This window comes from Lysobacter sp. BMK333-48F3, from assembly GCF_019733395.1.
GTDB lineage: Bacteria > Pseudomonadota > Gammaproteobacteria > Xanthomonadales > Xanthomonadaceae > Lysobacter.
Window position 1 is genome coordinate 2,728,342 of record NZ_JAIHOO010000001.1, and the last position, 21,004, is coordinate 2,749,345.

Here is a 21,004-nt window from a genome sequence, read left to right on the forward strand (position 1 = left end):
CGGGCAGGGCGCGCGATGCCTCAGTGCTCGTGGAACGCGCGCCGGGTGCGCAGCAGATACACGGCGACCAGCACGCCCATCGCCGCCACCGCCACCACGTAATAGGCCGGGGTCATGCCGCCGAGCTTGGGCGTCAGCAGGCCGATCAGCGGCGGAGTCAAGGCACCGAACACGGCATAGGCGACGTTGTAGGAAAACGACAGCCCGGAGAAGCGCACCGCCGGCGGGAACGCAGCCACCATCACCGCCGGGATCACCCCGACCACGCCGACGCAGGTGCCGGCCAGCGCATACAGGGCGAGGAAGTTCGCCCCGCCGTGGGCGAGGTCGTAGTACAGCGCGTAGCTCGACGCCAGCACGCCGAGCGAGCCGATCAACAGGGCGCGGCCGCGGCCGAGGCGGTCGACCAGCAGGCCGCCGCCGATCGCGCTCAAGGTCAGGCAGAACGCGGCCAGGCTGTTGCCGAGGAAGGCGCGCTGCGGGGCGATGCCGAACTGGCTCTGCACCAGGGTCGGGGTCATCAGCACGATCACCACGATCGCCGCGGTCAGCAGCCAGGTGACCAGCATCGACAGGACCACGCCGGCGCGGTGGTCGCGCAGCACCTGCTTGAGCGGCAGTTCGCGCACCAGTTGCCGGCTTTCGCGCATCGCCGCGAACACCGGCGTCTCGCTGAGCCAGCGACGCAGGTACACGGCCAGGAAGCCGAACACGCCGCCGATCAGGAACGGAATGCGCCAGGCCCAATCCAGCACCTGGGCCGGGGCGAACCAGGTATTGATCGCGGCGGAGATCAGCGATCCGATCAGGATCCCGGCGGTGAGGCCGGCGGTAAGGCTGGCGCAGGCGAAGCCGCCCCGGCCCGGCGGCGCGTGCTCGGCGACGAAGGTCCAGGCGCCCGGCACTTCGCCGCCGATCGCGATGCCCTGGACGATGCGCAGGAACAGCAGCAGCAAGGGCGCGGCGACGCCGATCTGGGCGTAGGTCGGCAGCAAGCCGATGCACAGGGTCGGCACCGCCATCAGGAACACGCTCAGGGCGAACATGCGCTTGCGCCCGGAGCGGTCGCCGAAGTGGGCCATGACGATGCCGCCGATCGGCCGCACCAGGTAGCCGGCGGCGAAGATCCCGTACACCTGCAACTCGCCCAGCCAGCCCGGCATGCCCGGCGGGAAGAACAGCTGGCGCAGGGTCGCGGTCAGGAAGACGAAGATGACGAAGTCGTAGAACTCCAGCGCGCCGCCCAGGGCCGACAGCAACAGGGTGCGGGCGTCGCGCCGGTCGAGCGGGCGGGCGGCGGCGTCGAGGGCGATCGGCGTGGCGGTCATGCGACGGAGGGGCAGCGAAGGGGCAAGGCACTATGCCGCATTGCGCCGCCGGCGCAACCGCGGGGCGCACGAACATGCCCGCGAAAGCGGGCGGTCAGAGACTTCAGCGCCATGCTTGGATGAAGCCCTGAGGTATTCGGCTACGCCGAAGTGAAGCGGAGCCCGCGTTCGCGGGAACCACGGTGGGAGGACTTCGTGGCGCGGTTGGTTTTTCTGCGGGATCGGGAGCGAGCGGCGCCTCTCAGCCGTCATCCCCGCGAAAGCGGGGATCCAGAGACTTCAGCGTCATGGCTCCTGCGCCCGGCGCCGTTGTTGCGGCCAGGGAACAAGCGAACGCTCCCGGGCGGGAGCGTTCGCGGTGTTGTGTATTGATTGGCGACGGTCTTCGCTTCGTCGCCCGCGGTCGGTCAGCGGCGCCAGCCGGCGATCTCGCCGCTGCTGATGCGGCCGTCGGCATCGACGTCCACGGCGAGGAAGTTGGCGCTCAGCGCGGTGTGCGCGCGCGCTTCCTCGCGGCTGATGCTGCCGTCGGCATTGGCGTCGACGGCGACGAAATCGACGTTGCGGCCGTCCGACGGCGGCGCGATCACCGTGGCCGGCAACTGATTGGCCTCGGCGGTGGCCGCGGCGGCGGCGCGGGCCACGCCGCTGGCGTCGACCGCGACCGCATTGGCGGTGCGCGCCTCGATCATCGCCGCGCGCGCCAGTTCGGCGGCGCCCTGCGGATTGCTGCCGTCGACCGCCGCGGCCTGCGCCGAGCGCGCCTCGTCGGCGGCGCGGATCGCCTGGTGGGCCGCGGCCTGGGCGTCGGCGGCCGAGCGCTTGGCCTGTTGCGCGGTGGCTTCGGCGGCGATCGCGCCGCGCGCGCTGACCGCGCCCTGGTCGCGGGTCGCCGCGGCGGCCTGCGCCGCCGCCTGCGCGGTGCTGGCGCTGTCGCGCGCCGCGCGCGCATCGGTCGCGGCGACGTCGGCCTTTTCGACCGCATCGTGTTTGGACTGCACCTTCGACGGCACCTGCGCGCTCGCCGCGCCGGTCACAACCGCCGCCATCGCCAGGGTCAACAGGGCGTGTCGCTTCATCGCGTATCGCTTCATGGCCGCAACCTCGCGTGTGGGGACGAGACGACGCTAAACCGGCGCGAGTCAACCGCGGATAAATTCGCGCAACCGGCGCTGAACGCGAACGCCCCGGCTGCGCGCAGTGCGAGCGCTGTCGCGTCTTGATCCGCTGTGCACATCGATGAAGCGGCGCTGCATCGCGCGCAACTGCGAAACCGCGGCGACGCGCTCAGCGCGGGCAGGGCTTGTGCAACGCGTAGCGCTTGCCGTTCCAGCGCCATACCGGCGCGCACATGCCCGGCCCGGTCATTTCCAGGTCGGGATAGCCCAGGTGCTTGCTCGGCAGGATGTTGTAGCCGGCCGGAAAACCGAACTGCGCCTGCCAGCGGCCGCGCGCGTCGCGGACGTACAGGTCCAGCGATACGCCGATGCGGCCGCCGAGGCATTCGGATTCCAGTTCGGTGAACACCTCGGGACGGCCGTCGCCGTTGAGGTCGACGACCTGGGCGGTGTAGCCGATGCGCTCTTCGCAACTGTCGTCGTAGTACTCGCCGCGGGTGCCGGTGAGGCGGCCGCCGGTGGCCTGCCGGATCACCGCCGCTTCGTTCCAGGCCGGGCCGGGCGGCGGTGCGGCCGATGCCGCGGCGCTCGCGCAAGCCAGGACCAGCGCGGCGGCGCGCAAACGGGCGTGAGCGTGACGATTTCGGTACATGGCGATCCTTTCCTTGGACGGGCCGCGTGGCGGCGATGGCGCCGGCTTACTTCGGCGCGGCGAACACGGTGATCTCTTCGCGATCGTGATACAGCTGGCGCGCGCGCACGATCAGCGGCCGGTGCGCCTGGTACTCGAAGGTCTCCAGGCACAGCCGGGTCTCTTCCCAGCGTTTCTTCATCGGCAGCTTGAGATTGAAGATCGCTTGCCGGCACCAACCCTCGCGGAACCAGGCCGCCATCCGCTCGGCGACCCGCACCGGCTGTTCGACCATGTCGCAGACCATCCAGTCCAGGGTGCGCTTGGGCTGCCAGGAAAAACCGTCGGCGCGCAGGTGATCGACCCGGCCGCTGTCGAGCAGGGCCTGGCGCAGCGGGCCGTTGTCGACCGAGGTCACCTTCATGCCGTTGCGCATCAGCACCCAGGTCCAGCCGCCGGGCGCGGCGCCGAGGTCGGCGGCCTGCATGTTGTCGCGCACCCGGCGCTCGCGCTCGTCGGCGTCGAGCAGGGTCAGCAGCGCTTCTTCTAGCTTCAGCGCGGAACGGCTGGGGGCGTCGGGATGCATGCGCAGGCGCGGGATGCCGAGCGGCCAGGGCGAGCTGTCGTGCGGATCGGACATCGCCAGCACCGCATGATCGCCGGCCAGGAAGGCCACGTGCAGGCGCGGCCGGCGCGGATCGTCCTCGCGGCTGAGCCAACCGGCCTTGCGCAGCGCCGGACGCAGGGCGTTGCCGAAGCTGCGCGCGAGCCCGGCGAGCGGCTTGCCGGCGTCGGAGTCGGGGTGCTCGACCCACAGTTCGCCGAACATCGACACGTTCAGGCCGCTGCCGGCGATCGCCTCCAGCGCGGCCAGCATCGGCGCGATCCGGTCGCTGGCCGGCAGCCCGCGCAGGTCGGCCAGGCGCACCAGCTTCTGCCGGGCGAAGATCAGCTTCGACCACGGCAGCGCGCGCGACAGCGCGGCGGCGTCTTCGACCATGAATTCGACGTAGCCGCTGTTGCGTTCGGTGCGGGCGTAGCCGGGATGGCCGGCGACCGCGGCGCGCTCGTTGAGTTCGGCGGCGAGTTCGGGCTCGAAACCGGCGCGGCACCAGCAGAACAGGGCGGAGTCGGTCATGGTCGGATTCGCGCGGTAATGAAGAATTTGTAGGAGCGGCGTGAGCCGCGACAACCGAAGCGATTAGCGGAAGCGTGCTGGCCGAAGACTGCGGGGCGACGAATCGCGCCTCGGTAGCGGCGCTGGCGACAACCGCTTCGGTTGTCGCGGCTCACGCCGCTCCTACATGCAGCTGCGTCAGTACGCCACGCCGCTTTCGCCGTAATGGCGCAGCACTTCGCAGGCGGCGTCGCGGTGCAGGTCGCGGCGTACGGCGATGCCGCGCCGCTCCAGCTCGCCGATCCAGTCCGCCGGCAGCGGGCCTTCGTCGAACTCGGTCAGGCGCATCACGTCTTCCGAGCGCGCGCCGATCAGCATCCGGTCGATGCCGGCCCAGAAGCTGGCGCCGTAGCACATGCAGCAGGGCTGGGCCGAGGTGGCCAGGGTCATCGGCCCGATCTCGTTGAGCCGGAACGCGCTCAACGCCGACTGGGCGCACATGAAGGCCATCATTTCGGCGTGCGCGACCGAGCAGTTCTGCGGCACGACCCGGTTCACCCCGACCCCGACCACATAGCCGTTGCCGTCGAAGATCGCCGCGCCGAAAGGACCGCCGCTCCCGGCCTCGACATTGCGCCGCGACAGCTCGATCGCCAGCGCGACCTTGTCCTCGTCGTCGTGGTAGGCGCGCTGGCGGTCGACCGCCGCGTCGACCCAGTCCGGCAGGACCAGGCGCACGTCGGCCTTCAGCCGGTGGGCGATCTTCGGGCTCATGCCTGCGCGCTCCAGGTGTCGCGCAGGGTCACGCTGCGGTTGAACACCGGGCGCTGCGCGCTGTGGTCGCGGCGGTCGGCGACGAAGTAGCCGACCCGCTCGAACTGGAACGACTGCTCCGGCGCCGCGGCGGCCGCGGCCGGCTCGACGTAGCCGACCACGCTGCGGCGCGAATTCGGATTGAGGTGGTACTGGTAGGTCTTGCCGTCGCTGTCGTCGTCCGGCGCGGCGACGTCGAACAGGCGGTCGTACAGGCGGATTTCCGCCTCGACCGCGTGGCGCGCGCTGACCCAGTGGATGGTGCCCTTGATCTTGCGGTCGGCGCCGGCCATGCCGGGGCGCGACTCCGGGTCCAGGCTGCCGCGCAGTTCGACGATCTGGCCGGACTCGTCCTTGATCACTTCGTCGCAGCGCAGGATGCCGGCGCCGCGCAGGCGCACTTCGCCGCCCGGAATCAGGCGCTTGAAGCCCTTCGGCGGCACTTCCTCGAAGTCCTCGCGCTCGATCCACAGCTGGTTCGAGAACGGCACCTTGCGGCTGCCGAAACTCTCGTCCTTGGGATGGTTGGAGAAGCTCAGCGACTCTTCGTGGGCATCGTCCAGGTTGGTGATGGTGAGCTTGAGCGGGTCGATCACCGCCATGCGCCGCGCCGCGGCCGCGTCGAGGTCTTCGCGCAGGCAGCCTTCCAGCACCGAGTAGTCGATCAGCGAGTTCTGCTTGCTCACGCCCAGGCGCTCGGCGAACAGGCGCAGCGCGGCCGGGGTGTAGCCGCGGCGGCGGATGCCCTGCAGGGTCGGCATGCGCGGGTCGTCCCAGCCGTCGACCAGGCCTTCCTGGACCAGCACCATGAGCTTGCGCTTGCTCATCACGGTGTAGTTGAGGTTGGCGCGCGAGAACTCGATCTGGCGCGGGATCGCGGCCTCGTTCAGATAGCCCTTGGCCAGCAGCGGCGCCAGCAGCTCGGGCGAGTTCGGCAGGTCGACCCTGCCCACGCACCAGTCGTACAGCGGGCGGTGGTCTTCGAATTCCAGCGTGCACAGCGAATGGGTGATGCCTTCGCAGGAGTCGCTGAGCGAGTGGGCGAAGTCGTACATCGGATAGATCGGCCAGGCGTCGCCGGTGTTCTGGTGGGCGACCTTCTTGATCCGGTACAGCGCCGGATCGCGCAGGTTGATGTTGCCCGAGGCCATGTCGATCTTGGCGCGCAGGGTGCGCGCGCCGTCGGCGAACTCGCCGGCGCGCATGCGCGCGAACAGGTCCAGGTTCTCCTCGACGCTGCGCTCGCGGTAGGGCGAGTTGCGGCCCGGCTCGTTGAGGCTGCCGCGGTAGGCGCGCACTTCCTCGGCGCTGAGATCGCAGACGAAGGCGTCGCCCTGGCGGATCAGCTTCTGCGCGGCCAGATAGAACACCTCGAAGTAGTCCGAGGCGTGGCGCAGCTGCGCCCACTCGAAGCCCAGCCAGCGCACGTCTTCCTGGATCGCGGCGACGTACTCGGGGTCTTCCTTGGCCGGGTTGGTGTCGTCGAAGCGCAGGTTGCACAGCCCGCCGAACTCGTTGGCGACGCCGAAGTCCAGGCAGATCGCCTTGGCGTGGCCGATGTGCAGGTAGCCGTTGGGCTCGGGCGGGAAGCGGGTCCGGATCGCTTGGTGCTTGCCGCTGGCCAGGTCGTCGCGAACGATCTGGCGGATGAAATCCTGCTTGACCGCGCCAGCGGCGGCGGTGTCGGACGGGAGTTCGGGAGCGGAGCGGGCAGGATCGGCGGACATGCGTCACGGCAGTGGGAAAGGGAGAAACGGGAGTTTAGCCGCTGGCGCCGGTCCTTGCCTGCGCCCGGGGCGCGCGACGGCGGCGGGCGGCGGACCGCAGGGGCGTCCGTCGGCGGCCCGCTCGGCGGCGGCTTGCCGGTTCGGGCGGTTCGGGCCGGGCGTGCGTCGCGACGCCCGCGGCGCGCCAGGCGGCGTATGCTGGACCCAGACCCGCCAGGCCTTACGCGCCGAAGGACGCCGACGATGCAAGTCGTCTACGAAGCCGCCCACCTGATCGATGCCCATCTGGTCCGCCATGCCCTGGAAGCCGCCGGGATCCCGGTGTTCCTGAAAGGCGAGGCCCTGCTCGGCGGGGTCGGCGAGCTGCCGCCGTTCGGCGCGGTTCAGGTTTGCGTGCCGGAAGCGGCCTGGCCGCAGGCGCGCGAGGTGGTCGAGCGCTTGTCCTTCGGCGAACCGCCGCCGGAGCTGCCGGAACCGGAGCCGACGCCGCCGGGCTGGCTGCCGGCCTGATCGGCCGCAGCACCGCCACCCGCAACGTCCATCAGGCCGCCGCTGCGACTGCGCGGGCCGGCTGTCCTATCGCCCTATCGATCGCGCGCCGCGGCCCCGCCGGGCGCCGCGTCCCGCACCCGCCGCGTTCGCCGCGGCCGGTGCGCGACGATCCGAACCGAACGGAGTTGCCTGCCATGTATCACCGTCTCTCGACCCGCCGCGGGCGCAGCGCATGAGCGCGCCGGCCGTTTCATCGACCGATTCGCTGCGCACCCCGTTGCTGCAGATGCTGTTCGGCGCTTCGGTGATCAGCAGCTCGGCGGTGTTCGTGCGCTGGGTGCAGATCGGCCCGGCGGCGTCGGCGTTCTGGCGCATGGCCCTGGCCGCGCTGATCCTGCTGCTGGTGGTGGCGCGGCCGTGGCAGCGCGGGCGCCTGCGCGACTGGCGCCCGGACGCGCGCACCCTGGGCCTGGTGATGCTGGGCGCGGCCTTCATGGCCCTGGACCTGTGGCTCTGGCACCGCAGCATCCTCTACGTCGGCGTCGGCCTGTCGACCCTGCTGGCGAATTTCCAGGTGTTCGTGCTCGCCGGCGTCGGCGCGATATGGCTGGGCGAACACACCAGCTGGCGACTGTGGACCGGCCTGGTGATGGGCCTGCTCGGCCTGGCCCTGCTGCTGGCGCCCGGCTGGGGCGGGATGGATGCGCGCTTCCGCCTGGGGGTGGTCTACGGTCTCGGCGCGGCGCTGGCCTACGGCGGTTTCCTGCTCGCCTTCCGCGCCGCCCAGGCGCGCCGCGGCCGCACTCCGAACGAAGCCCTGCAATGGTGGCTGTGTCTGGGCTGCGCGATCATGCTGCTGGCGCCGGTGCCGTTCGGCGGCGAGAACCTGTGGCCGACCAGCGCGCACGACTGGCTGATCCTGTTCGCCTACGCCGCGATCGCCCAGGTGCTGGGCTGGCTGGTGATCGGCCGGGCGATGCCGTTGCTGCCGGCCGGCATCGTCGGCCTGTGCCTGCTGCTGCAGCCGCTGCTGGCCTATGTCTGGGACGTGCTGCTGTTCGGCAAGCGGCTCGGCGCGATCGAACTGATCGGCCTGGCCCTGTCCCTGGCCGGCATCTTCCTCGGCCTGGCGCGCGGCGATCAACCGCTGTTCTCGCCCCGCCGCGACCCGGCCTGAGCGCCGCCCCGACTTTCCTACGGTGCAACCATGAGCGATTCCCTGGCTTCGATTTCCTCCCTGATCCGCAGCGTCGCCGACTTCCCCAAGCCCGGGGTGACCTTTCGCGACGTGACCCCGCTGCTGGCCGACGCCGGCGGCTTCGCCCGCTGCATCGACGCGCTGGCCGAACCCTGGCAGGGCAGCGGGGTGCAGGCGGTGTGCGGGATCGAATCGCGCGGCTTCATCTTCGGCGCCGCGCTGGCGCAGAAGCTGCACGCCGGCTTCGTGCCGCTGCGCAAGCCGGGCAAGCTGCCGCCGCCGCTGGTGGCGGTGGAGTACGAGCTGGAATACGGCCGCGACGCTCTGCAGGCGCGCAGCGACGCGCTCAAGCCGGGCGAACGCACCCTGATCGTCGACGACGTGCTCGCCACCGGCGGCACCCTGGCCGCGGCGCGCGAACTGGTCGAGCGCCTGGATGCGGTGCTGGTCGGCGCCAGCGTGCTGATCGAACTCGACGCCCTCGGCGGCCGCCGGCGCTGGCCGGGCCAGGCGCCGGTGCACGCCTTGTTGCATTACTGAAGCAGAGGAACGGGTAAGGGACAACGAAATGGCGGTGAAAGCGGCCGCTTCCTCTCGCTCGCCGCTCCTCGTTGCTGTTGGCTCTTTCCTCTCGACTCTTTCCTCTCAACTTCCCCGGCTCCTTGAATCCCGCCCGCCGGCCCGCATCTCACCGGCACGGCGAACGAGCGCCGCAACCGCAGACGGAGACAACCCATGGCCGGCACGTCCATTCCCGGGATCGGTGCGTTCAAGCAGCGCCTCCCGCAGCGCGAAGACGCGTTGCCGGGGCGCGACGAGCCGCTGCCGCTGCATAACGTCCACTACGTCAGCGGCGCCAAGCTGCGCGACGAATTCGCCGGCCTGGCCCGGGTCCAGTTCGGCATGGGCTGCTTCTGGGGCGCCGAGCGCAAGTTCTGGTCGCTGCCGGGGGTGGTCGCCACCGCGGTCGGCTACTCCGGCGGCTACACGCCCAACCCGACCTATCGCGAAGTCTGCAGCGGCCAGACCGGCCACGCCGAGACCGTGCTGGTGGTGTACGACCCGGCCAGGATCGCGTTCGAAGACTTGCTCAAGACGTTCTGGGAAAACCACGACCCGACCCAGGGCATGCGCCAGGGCAACGATGCCGGCACCCAGTACCGCTCGGTCGTCTATTGCGAGGACGAGGCCCAGCACCGCGCCGCGCTCGCCAGCCGCGACGCGTTCCAGACCGGGCTGAGCGCCGCCGGCTACGGCCAGATCACCACCGACATTCCCGCGCCGCCGGCGCCGGAGTTCTACTACGCCGAAGACGATCACCAGCAGTACCTGGCCAAGAACCCGATGGGTTACTGCGGCCTCGGCGGCACCGGCGTGAGCTGCCCGATCGGCCTGGGCTGAGCCGCCGTCCTATCGGTCGTCGCAACGGCGATGCGGCGCTCTCCCGGCGGCTTCGCGCTATCCGGGAATCGCAGCGCTCACAGCGGTTCGATCGCGCAGGCGTAGACCAGTTCGCAGGCGCCGTCGCCGGTGTCGGTGCGGGTCAGCGAACTGCGCCATCGCCATTCGCCCGGGGCGTCGGCCTGCACCAGCCAGCCGTGCACGCGCACGCGCTGGTCGGCGCGCGTGCGCTTGAGCGCGCGCGCGACTTCGGCATCGGCCGGGATGATGTGCAGGTTGGCGCTGGAGCGCTGCATCTCCTGCAGCGGAATCGGCGGCTGGCCTTCGAAACGGTAGGTCAGGAACCGCACTTCCTGGCTGAAGCGCAATTTCGACAGCACCGCGTCCTCGCGCATGCGTCCCCAGCCCAGGCCCAGGTCGGTGGGCGAAAACTCGGCGGTGATGCCGTTGCGGTAGTCGCGCCGCGACAGCACCCGGCCTTCGATGCTGAAACCGGCCAGCGGGGTCAGCGTGCCGGGTTCGAGCCGGAACGGCTGCAGGCCGGCCGGCACCGGCGTCTGCAGCGGCTCGGCGTAGTCGGCCACTCGCGGCGGCATCGGACAGCGCACGCTCGCGCCCGCCGCCGGCGCCGGATAGTGCAGGGCGCGCGGCGACAGCGGCGAATACCACCAGCCGACCGCGCTCAGCAGCAGCGCCAGCGCCATCCAGCCGCGTAGGCTCATCGCGCTTCGCGCACCGGCTTGCGTCCGCCGGGGCTGCGCGGCGGTTGCAGCAGCGAGGGCGGCAGCTTGCGCAGTTCGTCGGCCAGTTGCATCAGGAACTCGGACATCGCCGAGCTGCGCCGCCACAGCATGCCGATCTGCCGGTGCGGCGGATCGCCGTCGAAGCGCAGCAGATGCACGTCCGGCGAGGGCGGCACCGGCGGCTGCACCGCCAGCATCGGCAGCAGGGTGATGCCGACCCCGGCGGCGACCATCTGCCGCAGCGTCTCCAGGCTGGTGGCGCGGAAGCCGTCGCGCTCGTCGGCGCCGGCCAGGCGGCACACGTCCAGGGCCTGATCGCGCAGGCAGTGGCCTTCCTCGAGCAGCAGCAGGTGCTGGTCGTCCAGGTCGTGCAGTTCCAGGCTGTCGCGCGCCGCCATCGGATGCTGCTGCGGCACCGCCAGCAGGAAGGGTTCGTCGAACAGCGGCTCGACGTGCAACTGGTCGTCGTGGATCGGCAGCGCCAACAGGCCGGCGTCGAGGCGGCCGTCGCGCAGCCGGGCCAGGATCTGGTCGGTCTTCTCCTCGACCAGCAGCAGTTCCAGGCGCGGGAAGCGCTTGCGCAGCCCCGGCACCACGTGCGGCAGCAGATACGGGCCCAGGGTCGGGAACAGGCCCAGGCGCACGGTACCGGCCTCCGGGTCCTGGCTGCGGCGGGCGATCTCGCCCATCTGCTCGACGTCGGCGATCACCTTGCGCGCGCGCTCGGCGATGTCGCGCCCGACCGGGGTCAGCATGACCCGGCGCGGCGCGCGCTCGACCAGGGACACGCCCAGCTCGTCTTCGAGCTTCTTGATCTGGGTGGAAAGCGTGGGTTGGCTCACGAAGCTGGCCGCGGCCGCGCGGCCGAAGTGCTTGTGATCGGCCAGGGCGACCAGATATTTGAGGTCACGTAGATTCATCGACGGCTGTCCATTGAGGATGGCTATCGGCATAATAGGAACAATTCATTTCAGTAATCAAATGCTGGCGTGCAACATAGCCGGCATAGGTTGTGCCCATCGGCGTCACCCCCTCATCCCAACCCATCCCCTGACTCAGGAGTCACGAGCATGCTTTCGATCGGCGAAAAGTTCCCGAAATTCAAGGTCAAGGCCACCGTCGGTATCGAGAACCTCGATAGCGCCTTCGCCGACATCGACAACGACACCTACAAGGGCAAGTGGCTGCTGGTGTTCTTCTACCCGAAGGACTTCACCTTCGTCTGCCCGACCGAGATCAAGGGTTTCGGCGATCTGAACCAGCAGTTCCTGGATCGCGACTGCCAGGTCCTGGCCGCGTCGACCGACAGCGAGTTCGTCCACCTGGCCTGGCGCAAGGACCACAAGGACCTGCGCGACCTGCCGTTCCCGATGCTGGCCGACATCAAGAAGGACCTGACCTCGGCGCTCGGCATCCTGACCGACGACGGCGTCGCCCAGCGCGCCACCTTCCTGGTCGATCCGGAAGGCATCATCCGCTTCGTCTACGTCACCGACGGCTCGGTCGGCCGCAACCCGCAGGAAGTGCTGCGCGTGCTCGACGCGCTGCAGACCGACGAGCTGTGCCCGTGCAACTGGAACCAGGGCGAGAACACCCTCAAGGTCGCCTGATCCGTGCCGGGTCGTCCCCCGAACGGACGGCCCGTCGCGATCCGACCGGAGAGCGATCTCCCGCGGCGCCGGATTCCGTGACCCGGCGCCCCCTTGGTTCTCCCTGCGCTGGCGGCTCCGCCGGCAGCGCAGTCTTCTTCGGCCATTCCCGCATGCGGGCCGGCTCGGCCGGCCTCCCTCCCTCCCGTGCGGGATGCCTGCAGCCGGGGTTCGCCCCGGCTGCCTCTAATCGCAGCACCGTTCCTTTCCGTCGTTTCCGAGCCAGCCCTGCGCCCCGCGCACGCCCGCCAGGCGGCGACGCCTGCGCGGTCTTCGGACCGGAGCCTTCCGCAGCATTCAGGAGTTCCCGATGAGCCTTTCCGATCTTCGCAATTCGCTTCCCGATTACGCCAAGGACCTCAAGCTCAACCTCGACAGCGTGCTCAGCGACGCCGGTTCGCCGGGCCTGGACGGCAAGCAGATCCGCGCCATCGCGCTGGCCTCGGCGATCGCCTCGCGCTACAAGCCGCTGGCCGCGGCGGTCGAGGCCTTCGCCGCCGAAAAGCTGTCGCCGGAAGAGATCTCCGGCGCCAAGGCCGCGGCCGCGGTGATGGCGATGAACAACATCTACTACCGCGCCACCCACCTGATCCAGAACGAAGAGTACGGCCAGCTGCGCGCCGGCCTGCGCATGAACGTGATGGCCAATCCGGGCATCGACAAGATGTCGTTCGAGCTGGCCTCGCTGGCGGTGTCGGCGATCAACGGCTGCGGCGCCTGCATGGACTCGCACGAGAAGGTGATCCGCAAGCACGAGATCAACGCCCAGGGCGTGCAGAGCGCGCTGAAGATCGGCGCGGTGGTGCACGCGGTGGCGGTGACGCTGGAGCAGATGTGATCGTCTGATTCGGCAGCATCGCGCCTCCCTGAAATCGCCGGCGAAAGCCGGCGATTTCGTTTTTGAGGATCGACGACACAAGAGCCCGATCCTCCCTGCGTCTCTTCGCTTTTTGCCCTTGCCGTTCGCCTTAGCCCTTGCTTGGCGCGGCACGTGGCTCGCGAGACCGATGGAGACCCGGAGGGCGCCGCACAGGACGTGCGGCGTTTTCCGATAAGACAGGGATGTCTTATCGGAAAATCCCGGCGCGCGCTTCGAACTCGCAGGGGAGCTTCGTCAAGGAAAGCCCTTTTCTTTGGTTAGCTTTCTTTTGGGCTTAGCAAAAGAAAGTAACCCGGCCGCGCCAGCGGACGGAAGCTCTGCACTGGCTTGTAGCTTCTTAAGTGGCAAGATCAGATCGAACGCCAAAAGCTTCCGCCGCTGAAGCGGCGGGTTACTTTCTTTTGTCATAAGCAACAAAAGAAAGGTAACCAAAGAAAAGTGCTTTGCTTTGAATCAAAGGCCCGCGCGTTCGATGCCGACGCAGGGATTTTTCATACGGGACGTCCTTGTCCCGATGAAAAACGGCGCGCATCCCTGCGCGCCGCCCTTCGGGTCTTCGTTAGCCCTCGCGAGCGCCCGGCGACGCACAGCAACGGCAACAACAATGGCCGCAATCCCCAAGGTAGGAGCGGCGCCCCACAGGGATTTCCTTCGGTCATGAGCCGCGACCGCGTCCTCGCGCCGTAACCGCCTGCAACCGCGCGCCTCGACCGCCCGGCGGACGATGCCGATCTCGACGCCGGCGGATCTCCCCGATCCGCCGGCGCCGTCCCCTCAACGCACCTCGAACTCGTAGATCCGGGTCGCCGGATCGCCGTTCTGGGTCGGCGTGGCGACGTTGAGCTTGACGTAGCGCGCCGAGGTGGCGCTGATCGAGTGGGTGGTGGAACTGGCGGTATTGGCGCTCACCGACACCGGCGTGCTCCAGGTGCTGCCGTTGCTCGAGGTCTGGATGGTGAAGGCCTTGCTGTTCCAACTGGTCGACTCGCCGCCGGCGCCGGCGTGCTTGACCACGAAGCTGCTGACCGTCTGCGCCGAACCCAGGTCGACCTGCAGCCAGGCCGGCGAGGCCAGCGAGCAGAACTTGTCGGTGTTGCCGCCGGAAACGCTGCCGTTGACCGCCTTGGCCGGGCCTTCGTTGCTGTTGCACGCGGTCGAACCGGTGGCCGGCTTGTTGAGCGCGAGGTTGACGTTGCCGGCGCCGACCGAGACGGTCTGGGTCTTGGTGTGGGTCGCGCCGCCATTGTCGGTCACGGTCAGGCTGACGGTGTAGTTGCCGGCGCTGGCGTAGGTGCGGCTGGGGTTGGTTGCGGTCGAGCTGCCGCCGTCGCCGAAGTTCCAGCTGCGAGAGGCGATGCTGCCGTCGGCGTCGCTGGAGGAGTCGCTGAAGCTGGCGGTCAGGCCGTTGACGCTGACGCCGAAGTTGGCCACCGGCGCGGTATTGCCGCTGAGCGCGTTGTTGATCGCCGCCGCGTACTGCGCGCTGGTGCCCTGCGACCAGCACTTCTGGATGTCGTCGTACAGCCACAGGAAGCCGCCGCTGATGCCGGCGCTGGTCTTCCAGCCGGACATGCGGGTCTGCACCTGGGTGGGGCTGTCGCCGGCGGTGCAGCCGGTGCCGTGCTTGGTCCACAGGCCGGGCATCACGGTCATGCCCATCGCGGTGTTCCAGTTGGCCGGGTCGTTGCCGGCGCCGCCGTCGTAGACCTGCAGGTAGATCCGGTCGACCGAGCTGCCCAGGTTGTCCTTGACCCCTTTCCAGAAGCTCTGGTTGGTGTAAGGCGCGAAGGTGATCTTGTAGCCCAGGCCGACCAGCATCTGGCCGAAGGTGGTGGTGTCGGCGACGTTGTAGTGGCTCTCGTCGTCGAAGTTGACCGCGTCGGCACCGGTCGCGGTCTTCAGCGCCTGGAAATTGCGGTAGAGGATGCTGCCGCTGCCGGTGCCGCAGACGATGGTGCTGCCGCAGCCGGCCGCGGTGCCGTTGGCCAGCTTGGCCATGCGTTCGAAATCCGGCACGCCCCAGGCGCCGATCGACACCTCGACCCGCTTGACCGAGGTCGGCGCGGTCTTCAGCGAGGCCAGACGCGCCGGCCAGTCCGCGTCGGCGCCGGTGTAGGCGCCGTTCTTGACGATCGGAATGTCGTTGTAGACCAGGTCGCCGTTGTCCTCGATGTGGATGCTCCACAGGAACACCGTGGTGAACCCGGAAGCCTTGAGGTCGTTGATCACGGTCTGGCCGCCGGAATAGAACGGGCCGCCGCCGAAGATCGCCGACTCGGCGGCGAACGCGCCCGGCGCGGCGACGGCGAGGGCCAGGGCGGCCAGGCGCGGAACGAAACGGCGCAAGGCGGAAGTCGAGCGTTGGGTCGGCTGAGTCATGGGCGGTCCCCTGGTGGATGGTCGGCGGCGGGGCAGGCCGCGATCGCGCGCACGACGGCGCAGGCTCGCGCTGCTTGTCGCCACGGCGGCGACGCGGCCGACATTGCGAGCGGCGATTTCGCGGTGTCAACGTTTGGATCGATTTAAACCCGGTCAAATCGTTTAAAAACCCGGGCGCGCCGAAGTTTTCCCCGAGCAATCAATACGCTGAGCGAGAACGCACATTGGCCGGCGAAGGCGACCGCGCGCACGGATCGCGGCCGGCCTGCGTTGCGTCGCAACACGGATGCGCGCAAAGCCGCCGCTGCGCTCGGCGGCGGGCGCGCAGGCGAGATGCCGCGCAGTAGGGGGAAGGGCCGGAACTGCGTTGCTTCGACGCGTCGCGCCGTGCGCGGCCCTTACAATGCGCCGATGACTTCTTCCGACGACACCGGGTCCGCAGCGCATCCGCCGGCCGCGAGCGCGCGCCGCGTCGACGCGCTGCTGCGTGCGGCGCGCGCGCGCATCGAGCCGGCCGAGGCCGAGCTGCTGCTGGCCCAGGCGCTGGGCCGCAACCGCGGCTGGCTGTTCGCGCACGACGACCATGTGGTCGCCGACCAGGCGGCGCAACGTTTCGCCGACTGGCTGGCGCGGCGCGAGGCGGGCGAGCCGGTGGCGTATCTGATCGGCCGGCGCGGCTTCTGGCGCTTCGATCTGCAGGTCAGCGCGGCGACTCTGATTCCGCGTCCGGAAACCGAGCTGCTGGTCGAACTGGCGCTGGCGCGGTTGCCGGACGGGCAGGCGGCCCGCGTGGCCGACCTGGGCACCGGCAGCGGCGCGATCGCCCTGGCCCTGGCCTACGAGCGGCCGCAGGCGCGGGTGATCGCCACCGACGCCAGCGCTGCGGCGCTGGCGATCGCCGCGGCCAACGCGCGCGCGCTGGGGCTGGGCAATGTCGCGTTCCGCGAGGGCGACTGGTTCGCGCCGCTGGCCGAAGAGCGTTTCGACCTGATCGCCAGCAATCCGCCTTATATCGAGGCCGACGACCCGCACCTGCAGCAGGGCGACCTGCGCTACGAACCGGCCAGCGCGCTGGCCTCGGGCGCCGACGGCCTGGATGCGATCCGCGCCATCGCCGCCGCCGCGCCGGCGCATCTGCGAGCGGGCGCTTGGCTGCTGCTCGAGCACGGCTGGAACCAGGGGCCGGCGGTACGCGCGTTGTTGACCGCCGCGGGCCTGGCCGATGCGATGACCGAGCGCGATCTGGAAGGGCGCGATCGGGTCAGCCTGGCGCGGATGCCGGCGGCGGGCGACTGAGCCGGCGGTCCGGCGCCGCGCTCGCGCAGCGGGCGGCATCGGGGCGCGACTGCGACCGATGGCGTCGGCGTCGGTTCGCCTGCGTTCCCTGTCGCGGCTTGTGAGCGCGGGAAGTCCCGGTAGGAAGCCGCTCTGCCGGAGGCCCTGCGGCTCGTGCCGGTGGCGCCATACGCCGGCGTTGCCGACGCGACGGGCTCGCGCCGGTAAACTGGTCGGCCTCACGACTGCGAGGCCTGCGATGCGCACGCTCTACCCCGAGATCGAACCCTTCGACACCGGCACCCTGCCGGTCGACGACCGCCACACGCTGTACTACGAACAGTGCGGCAATCCGGACGGCAAGCCGGTGGTGTTGCTGCACGGCGGTCCCGGCGCGGGTTGCAGCCCGAAGATGCGCCGCTTCCACGACCCGGCCAAGTACCGCATCGTGCTGTTCGACCAGCGCGGCAGCGGCCGCTCGACGCCGCATGCCGACCTGGTCGACAACAGCACCTGGGACCTGGTCGCCGACATCGAAAAACTGCGCGCGCACCTGGGCATCGAACGCTGGCAGGTGTTCGGCGGTTCCTGGGGTTCGACCCTGGCCCTGGCCTATGCGCAGGCCCATCCGCAGCGGGCGACCGAACTGGTCCTGCGAGGCATCTTCATGCTGCGCCGTTGGGAGTTGGAGTGGTTCTACCAGGAAGGCGCCTCGCGCCTGTTCCCGGATGCGTGGGAGCATTACCTCAAGGCGATTCCGCCGGTCGAGCGCCACGACCTGATCAGCGCCTTCCATCGCCGCCTGACCAGCGACAACGAGCAGACCCGGCTCGACGCGGCGCGCGCCTGGAGCGTGTGGGAAGGCGCGACCAGCTTCCTGCACGTCGACCAGGATTTCGTCAGCGGCCACGAGGACGCGCAGTTCGCCCTGGCGTTCGCGCGGATCGAGAACCACTACTTCGTCAACGGCGGCTTCTTCGAGGTCGAGGACCAGCTACTGCGCGACGCGCACAAGATCGCCGAGATCCCGGGCGTGATCGTGCACGGCCGCTACGACGTGGTCTGCCCGGTGCAGAACGCCTGGGAGCTCAAGCAGGCCTGGCCGAAGGCCGAACTGACGATCACTCCGGCGTCGGGGCATTCGGCGTTCGAGGCCGAGAACGTCGACGCGCTGGTGCGGGCGACGGACCGTTTCGCCTGACCCTTGCCGGTTAGCGGCTCGCGCAGCGCTCCGGTAGGAGCGGCGCGAGCCGCGACCGCGGGACGCGCAGAAGATCCAAGGCCGACGCCATCGATCGAAGCCCAGGGCCATCGCCTGTAGGAGCGGCGCCCCACAGGGATTTCCTTCGGTCACAAGCCGCGACCGCCATGTAGCTTGTTCGCCGCGTCTTTGTCCTGCGCCCCTTGTAGGAGCGGCGCAAGCCGCGACCGCCATCCTTACGTCTCGCCGCGTCTTTGTCCCGTGCCCTTGTAGGAGCGGCGCAAGCCGCGACCGTCATCCCTCCTTCTCGTCGCGTCTTTGTCCTATGCCCCTGTAGGAGCGGCGTAAGCCGCGACCGCGCTCTTGCGGTCTCGCGGCGTTCGTCGCTCCAAAGCTTCAAAGCAAAGCTTCCGTCCGCAAGCGGCCGGGTCACTTTCTTTGTCCAAGGCGACAAAGAAAGTAACCAAAGAAAACGCCATGGCTGTTTCGAATCAAAAGCCACTATGGGACGAGGTTTGCGCAGGGCTGCTCCGCACAGGCCATCCCTGGCCTGGCTGCGCACGGCCCGCATCCCTGCGGCCCGCCCTTCGGGGCTGCAGGTCTTCTCGCGAGTTCGGTCCCGCGCCAAGCTCTTTACGGCAACGGCAACGGCAACGGCAACGGCAACGGCTGGCGTGGCGCCGTTGCTTTGGTTGGGGTAGGAATGGTGCCCACGGTGATTTCTTTCGGTCACAAGCCGCGACCGCCATTTCCGGCCTCGCCGCGCTTCGTGCCGCAGGTGGCATGGCGTCGCTGCGGCTGTCGCGGCTCACGCCGCCGCTACAGGAAACGCCGACGCGTCCGGGGCGAAACCGTTCGTTTCAGCCCGCTGCGCTGCCGTCCGGGTTGCGCTCGATCATCCACAGCCCGGCCCAGAGTTTGAGGTCGAGCTCGTAGCCTTCGTCCTGCTTGCGCATCAGCCAGGCCGGGGCGTGGTCGCGCGGGACTTCGTGGACGACGATGTCCTCGCCGTCGACGCCGCCGCCGTCGCCGACCCGGCGCAGGTCGGTGGCGCGGACGAAGGCGATGCGCTCGCTGCTCATTCCGGCCGAGGTCGGGCCGATCAGCAGCACTTCGACCTTGGCCGGCTCCCAGCCGGTCTCTTCGACCAGCTCGCGCCGCGCCGCCGATTCCAGGGTGTCGTGGTCGTGGTCGTCGCCGACCAGGCCGGCCGGCATCTCGATGGTGCGCGCGCCCAGCGGCACCCGCTGCTGTTCGACGAACAGCACCCGGTCGTCGGGAGTGACCGCGATGATGATCACCGCCATGCCCTTGCCGTGGGTGCGTTCGGCGTACTCCCAATGGCCACGCCGCATCATCCGCAGCCACTGGCCCTGGTAGAGCGTTTCGACGCCGTCGCTGGCGCCGGCATGGGCCTGCTCGGGGTGGTCGCGTCCTTGGTCGGCTGGGGTCATTGCGGTCCTCGCGTCATTGCGTCGCCATATACGTGCGGAAAGACGATGTTATGACGGAACCTGTGACGTCGCGAAGTCGAGTCCGACCGCTTCGTGCAAACGGCGCCGGGTCATCGGTCCGAAACGCAGGCGGTCGCACAGTTCCAGCAGGCCGGCCGGGTCGGCCGGATCGCGCAGGAAGTGACCGCGGTCGCCGCCGAGCGGGGCGTCGATCGCGATCGTGGTCAGCTGCCGGCACAGCAGCGCCTGCTCGCGGTGCGCGCGCAGCTTGGCCGCGGCGCTGGCGGCGCCGCGCAGGCGCAGGAACGGCACTTCCTCGACCCGCGCCAGCAGCGCGTCGAGGCTGCCGAAGTGGCCGAGCAGGGCGGCCGCAGTCTTGGCGCCGATCCCGGGCACGCCGGGGATGTTGTCGACCGCATCGCCGGTCAGGGCCAGGTAGTCGGCGATCTGGCTCGCCAGCACGCCGTGCCGCGCCGGCACGCCGTCGGCGCCCCAGCGCTGGCCGCGGGCAAAGTCCCACTGCTCGTCGTGGACGTCGAGCAACTGCGACAGGTCCTTGTCGGCGGACACGATCACCCCGCGGTAGCCCTGGCCGCGCATGGTGATCAGCGCGCTGCCGATCAGGTCGTCGGCTTCGTACTCGACGTCGGCCAACACCGCCAGGCCGAGCGCGGCGCACAGCGCCTTGCAATGGCCGAACTGGCGCTTGAGCGCGTCCGGAGCCGGGTCGCGGTTGGCCTTGTAGGCCGGGTACAGGCGATTGCGGAAGCACGAGTCCAGCGCCTCGTCGAAGGCGATGGCGATGTGGCGCGGCCGCTCGCGCTCGATCAGCTCGAGCAGGAAGCGGGCGAAGCCGTGCACGGCATTGGTCGGCCAGCCTTCGGCGTCCTGGAATTCGTCGGGGATCGAATGCCAGGCGCGGAATACGTACAGGCTGGCGTCGACCAGGTAGAGCGGGGGGCGCGGCGTTGCGTTCATCGCTTCATTCCAACACGCGCCGTTCAGCGCGGCGACCAGGTGCGGGTCAGTTCGGACGGATCCGGACGCTCGCGCTCCGGCGCTTCCAGGCGCGCGGTGCCGATGTGGATGAAGCCGGCGATGCGTTCGTCGGCCTCCAGCTCCAGCCATTGCGCGACCTGTTCGTCGTAGGCCGGCCAGCCGGTCAGCCAGACCGCGCCGTAGCCGAAGGCCTGCGCGGCCTGGAGCAGGGCGAAGCAGACGCAGCCGGCGGTGAGGGTGCGTTCGAACTCGGGGATCTTCTCGTCCGGGCCGAGCTTGGCGATCACCGCGACCACCAGCGGCGCATGCGAGAAGCGGCTGCGGTCCTTTTCGACCGCGGCGGGGCCGGCATCGGGGAAACGTTCCTGGCCGCGCCGGGCGACGCGTTCGCCGAGTTCGTGGCGGGCCTGGCCCTGCAGCAGCAGGAACCGGAACGGCACGCGCTTGCCGTGGTCGGGCACGCGCACCGCCGACTGCAACATACGCTGCAGCGTCGATTCGTCCGGGCCGGGTTCGGTCAGTTGCTTGGCCGGCACCGAGCGGCGTAAATCGAGGGCGTGGAGCAGGTCGGGCGCGGTGGGGGACATAAGAGACAAGGG

20 protein-coding genes are annotated in these 21,004 nt (G+C 69.7%); 8 read left to right on the forward strand and 12 right to left on the reverse strand.

Annotated features, from left to right (window positions below; all coding sequences use genetic code 11):
* Positions 1-20: 20 nt before the first annotated feature.
* From K4L06_RS11565 to K4L06_RS11590, 6 genes are all read right to left on the reverse strand, one after another.
* Complete coding sequence (locus tag K4L06_RS11565; protein ID WP_221671527.1) at positions 21-1,328, reverse strand: MFS transporter; 1,308 nt, start codon at positions 1,326-1,328, stop codon at positions 21-23.
* Between the two features lie 407 nt (positions 1,329-1,735).
* On the reverse strand, positions 1,736-2,407 hold the full coding sequence (locus K4L06_RS11570; protein ID WP_221671528.1) for a hypothetical protein: 672 nt from the start codon (positions 2,405-2,407) through the stop codon (positions 1,736-1,738).
* A gap of 208 nt (positions 2,408-2,615) precedes the next feature.
* Positions 2,616-3,098, reverse strand: coding sequence for a hypothetical protein (locus K4L06_RS11575; RefSeq protein WP_221671529.1), 483 nt, complete (start codon positions 3,096-3,098; stop codon positions 2,616-2,618).
* Positions 3,099-3,144: 46 nt separating this feature from the next.
* Positions 3,145-4,215: a 23S rRNA (cytidine(2498)-2'-O)-methyltransferase RlmM gene (gene rlmM / locus K4L06_RS11580; protein ID WP_221671530.1), complete on the reverse strand. Its 1,071-nt coding sequence runs from the start codon at positions 4,213-4,215 to the stop codon at positions 3,145-3,147.
* 177 nt (positions 4,216-4,392) lie between these two features.
* Positions 4,393-4,968, reverse strand: a complete 576-nt coding sequence (locus K4L06_RS11585; RefSeq protein ID WP_221671531.1) for a nucleoside deaminase — start codon at positions 4,966-4,968, stop codon at positions 4,393-4,395.
* A complete protein-coding gene (locus tag K4L06_RS11590; RefSeq protein ID WP_221671532.1) occupies positions 4,965-6,734 on the reverse strand; it encodes a glutamine--tRNA ligase/YqeY domain fusion protein in 1,770 nt (589 codons plus the stop codon). The genes K4L06_RS11585 and K4L06_RS11590 overlap by 4 nt, the downstream gene beginning before the upstream one ends.
* A gap of 243 nt (positions 6,735-6,977) precedes the next feature.
* Between K4L06_RS11590 and K4L06_RS11595 the strand changes: the two genes are divergently transcribed.
* The 4 genes from K4L06_RS11595 to msrA all read left to right on the forward strand — a co-directional run bounded on the left by K4L06_RS11595 (position 6,978) and on the right by msrA (position 9,825).
* Positions 6,978-7,244, forward strand: coding sequence for a DUF2007 domain-containing protein (locus K4L06_RS11595; protein ID WP_221671533.1), 267 nt, complete (start codon positions 6,978-6,980; stop codon positions 7,242-7,244).
* A gap of 214 nt (positions 7,245-7,458) precedes the next feature.
* Positions 7,459-8,403, forward strand: a complete 945-nt coding sequence (locus K4L06_RS11600) for a DMT family transporter (protein ID WP_221671534.1) — start codon at positions 7,459-7,461, stop codon at positions 8,401-8,403.
* A 30-nt stretch (positions 8,404-8,433) separates the two neighbouring features.
* Complete coding sequence (locus K4L06_RS11605; RefSeq protein ID WP_255595077.1) at positions 8,434-8,964, forward strand: adenine phosphoribosyltransferase; 531 nt, start codon at positions 8,434-8,436, stop codon at positions 8,962-8,964.
* 210 nt (positions 8,965-9,174) lie between these two features.
* Complete coding sequence (msrA, locus tag K4L06_RS11610) at positions 9,175-9,825, forward strand: peptide-methionine (S)-S-oxide reductase MsrA (protein WP_221673606.1); 651 nt, start codon at positions 9,175-9,177, stop codon at positions 9,823-9,825.
* Positions 9,826-9,902: 77 nt separating this feature from the next.
* On the opposite strand, the gene K4L06_RS11615 is transcribed toward msrA, so the two are convergent.
* Positions 9,903-10,547: a hypothetical protein gene (locus tag K4L06_RS11615; RefSeq protein ID WP_221671535.1), complete on the reverse strand. Its 645-nt coding sequence runs from the start codon at positions 10,545-10,547 to the stop codon at positions 9,903-9,905.
* Positions 10,544-11,488, reverse strand: coding sequence for a LysR substrate-binding domain-containing protein (locus K4L06_RS11620; RefSeq protein ID WP_221671536.1), 945 nt, complete (start codon positions 11,486-11,488; stop codon positions 10,544-10,546). The genes K4L06_RS11615 and K4L06_RS11620 overlap by 4 nt, the downstream gene beginning before the upstream one ends.
* Positions 11,489-11,638: 150 nt before the next feature.
* Between K4L06_RS11620 and K4L06_RS11625 the strand changes: the two genes are divergently transcribed.
* The gene (locus K4L06_RS11625; protein WP_221671537.1) at positions 11,639-12,178 is read left to right on the forward strand and encodes a peroxiredoxin; all 540 of its coding nucleotides are present in this window, start codon (positions 11,639-11,641) and stop codon (positions 12,176-12,178) included.
* 349 nt (positions 12,179-12,527) lie between these two features.
* Positions 12,528-13,055 carry a carboxymuconolactone decarboxylase family protein gene (locus tag K4L06_RS11630; RefSeq protein ID WP_221671538.1) on the forward strand — a complete coding sequence of 176 codons (528 nt, stop codon included), beginning with the start codon at positions 12,528-12,530 and terminating at the stop codon, positions 13,053-13,055.
* 816 nt (positions 13,056-13,871) lie between these two features.
* Here the strand turns inward: K4L06_RS11630 and K4L06_RS11635 are convergent.
* A complete protein-coding gene (locus tag K4L06_RS11635; protein WP_221671539.1) occupies positions 13,872-15,476 on the reverse strand; it encodes a PKD domain-containing protein in 1,605 nt (534 codons plus the stop codon).
* A gap of 411 nt (positions 15,477-15,887) precedes the next feature.
* On the opposite strand from K4L06_RS11635, the gene prmC reads away from it, so the two are divergent.
* Both prmC and pip read left to right on the forward strand, forming a co-directional pair.
* Positions 15,888-16,772 (forward strand): peptide chain release factor N(5)-glutamine methyltransferase, encoded by an 885-nt coding sequence (prmC, locus tag K4L06_RS11640; RefSeq protein ID WP_221671540.1) that lies wholly within the window; start codon positions 15,888-15,890, stop codon positions 16,770-16,772.
* Between the two features lie 238 nt (positions 16,773-17,010).
* Complete coding sequence (pip, locus tag K4L06_RS11645; protein WP_221671541.1) at positions 17,011-17,952, forward strand: prolyl aminopeptidase; 942 nt, start codon at positions 17,011-17,013, stop codon at positions 17,950-17,952.
* Between the two features lie 860 nt (positions 17,953-18,812).
* On the opposite strand, the gene K4L06_RS11650 is transcribed toward pip, so the two are convergent.
* The 3 genes from K4L06_RS11650 to K4L06_RS11660 form a co-directional block, all read right to left on the reverse strand.
* The gene (locus K4L06_RS11650) at positions 18,813-19,310 is read right to left on the reverse strand and encodes an NUDIX hydrolase (protein WP_255595613.1); all 498 of its coding nucleotides are present in this window, start codon (positions 19,308-19,310) and stop codon (positions 18,813-18,815) included.
* Positions 19,311-19,454: 144 nt separating this feature from the next.
* The gene (locus K4L06_RS11655) at positions 19,455-20,384 is read right to left on the reverse strand and encodes a 5'-3' exonuclease H3TH domain-containing protein (protein WP_221671543.1); all 930 of its coding nucleotides are present in this window, start codon (positions 20,382-20,384) and stop codon (positions 19,455-19,457) included.
* 23 nt (positions 20,385-20,407) lie between these two features.
* Complete coding sequence (locus tag K4L06_RS11660) at positions 20,408-20,992, reverse strand: nitroreductase (protein WP_221673607.1); 585 nt, start codon at positions 20,990-20,992, stop codon at positions 20,408-20,410.
* Positions 20,993-21,004: the final 12 nt, after the last annotated feature.

Bases quoted from the DNA above. Each gene is read 5' to 3' on its own strand.
- rlmM (WP_221671530.1), bottom strand. From the start codon at position 4,215: ATGACCGACTCCGCCCTGTTCTGCTGGTGCCGCGCCGGTTTCGAGCCC.
- K4L06_RS11575 (WP_221671529.1), bottom strand. From the start codon at position 3,098: ATGTACCGAAATCGTCACGCTCACGCCCGTTTGCGCGCCGCCGCGCTG.
- K4L06_RS11635 (WP_221671539.1), bottom strand. From the start codon at position 15,476: ATGACTCAGCCGACCCAACGCTCGACTTCCGCCTTGCGCCGTTTCGTT.
- K4L06_RS11660 (WP_221673607.1), bottom strand. From the start codon at position 20,992: ATGTCCCCCACCGCGCCCGACCTGCTCCACGCCCTCGATTTACGCCGC.
- K4L06_RS11595 (WP_221671533.1), top strand. From the start codon at position 6,978: ATGCAAGTCGTCTACGAAGCCGCCCACCTGATCGATGCCCATCTGGTC.
- K4L06_RS11590 (WP_221671532.1), bottom strand. From the start codon at position 6,734: ATGTCCGCCGATCCTGCCCGCTCCGCTCCCGAACTCCCGTCCGACACC.
- K4L06_RS11615 (WP_221671535.1), bottom strand. From the start codon at position 10,547: ATGAGCCTACGCGGCTGGATGGCGCTGGCGCTGCTGCTGAGCGCGGTC.
- prmC (WP_221671540.1), top strand. From the start codon at position 15,888: ATGACTTCTTCCGACGACACCGGGTCCGCAGCGCATCCGCCGGCCGCG.
- K4L06_RS11620 (WP_221671536.1), bottom strand. From the start codon at position 11,488: ATGAATCTACGTGACCTCAAATATCTGGTCGCCCTGGCCGATCACAAG.
- K4L06_RS11630 (WP_221671538.1), top strand. From the start codon at position 12,528: ATGAGCCTTTCCGATCTTCGCAATTCGCTTCCCGATTACGCCAAGGAC.
- K4L06_RS11600 (WP_221671534.1), top strand. From the start codon at position 7,459: ATGAGCGCGCCGGCCGTTTCATCGACCGATTCGCTGCGCACCCCGTTG.
- K4L06_RS11650 (WP_255595613.1), bottom strand. From the start codon at position 19,310: ATGATGCGGCGTGGCCATTGGGAGTACGCCGAACGCACCCACGGCAAG.
- K4L06_RS11565 (WP_221671527.1), bottom strand. From the start codon at position 1,328: ATGACCGCCACGCCGATCGCCCTCGACGCCGCCGCCCGCCCGCTCGAC.
- K4L06_RS11605 (WP_255595077.1), top strand. From the start codon at position 8,434: ATGAGCGATTCCCTGGCTTCGATTTCCTCCCTGATCCGCAGCGTCGCC.
- pip (WP_221671541.1), top strand. From the start codon at position 17,011: ATGCGCACGCTCTACCCCGAGATCGAACCCTTCGACACCGGCACCCTG.
- K4L06_RS11655 (WP_221671543.1), bottom strand. From the start codon at position 20,384: ATGAACGCAACGCCGCGCCCCCCGCTCTACCTGGTCGACGCCAGCCTG.
- K4L06_RS11570 (WP_221671528.1), bottom strand. From the start codon at position 2,407: ATGAAGCGACACGCCCTGTTGACCCTGGCGATGGCGGCGGTTGTGACC.
- K4L06_RS11625 (WP_221671537.1), top strand. From the start codon at position 11,639: ATGCTTTCGATCGGCGAAAAGTTCCCGAAATTCAAGGTCAAGGCCACC.
- K4L06_RS11585 (WP_221671531.1), bottom strand. From the start codon at position 4,968: ATGAGCCCGAAGATCGCCCACCGGCTGAAGGCCGACGTGCGCCTGGTC.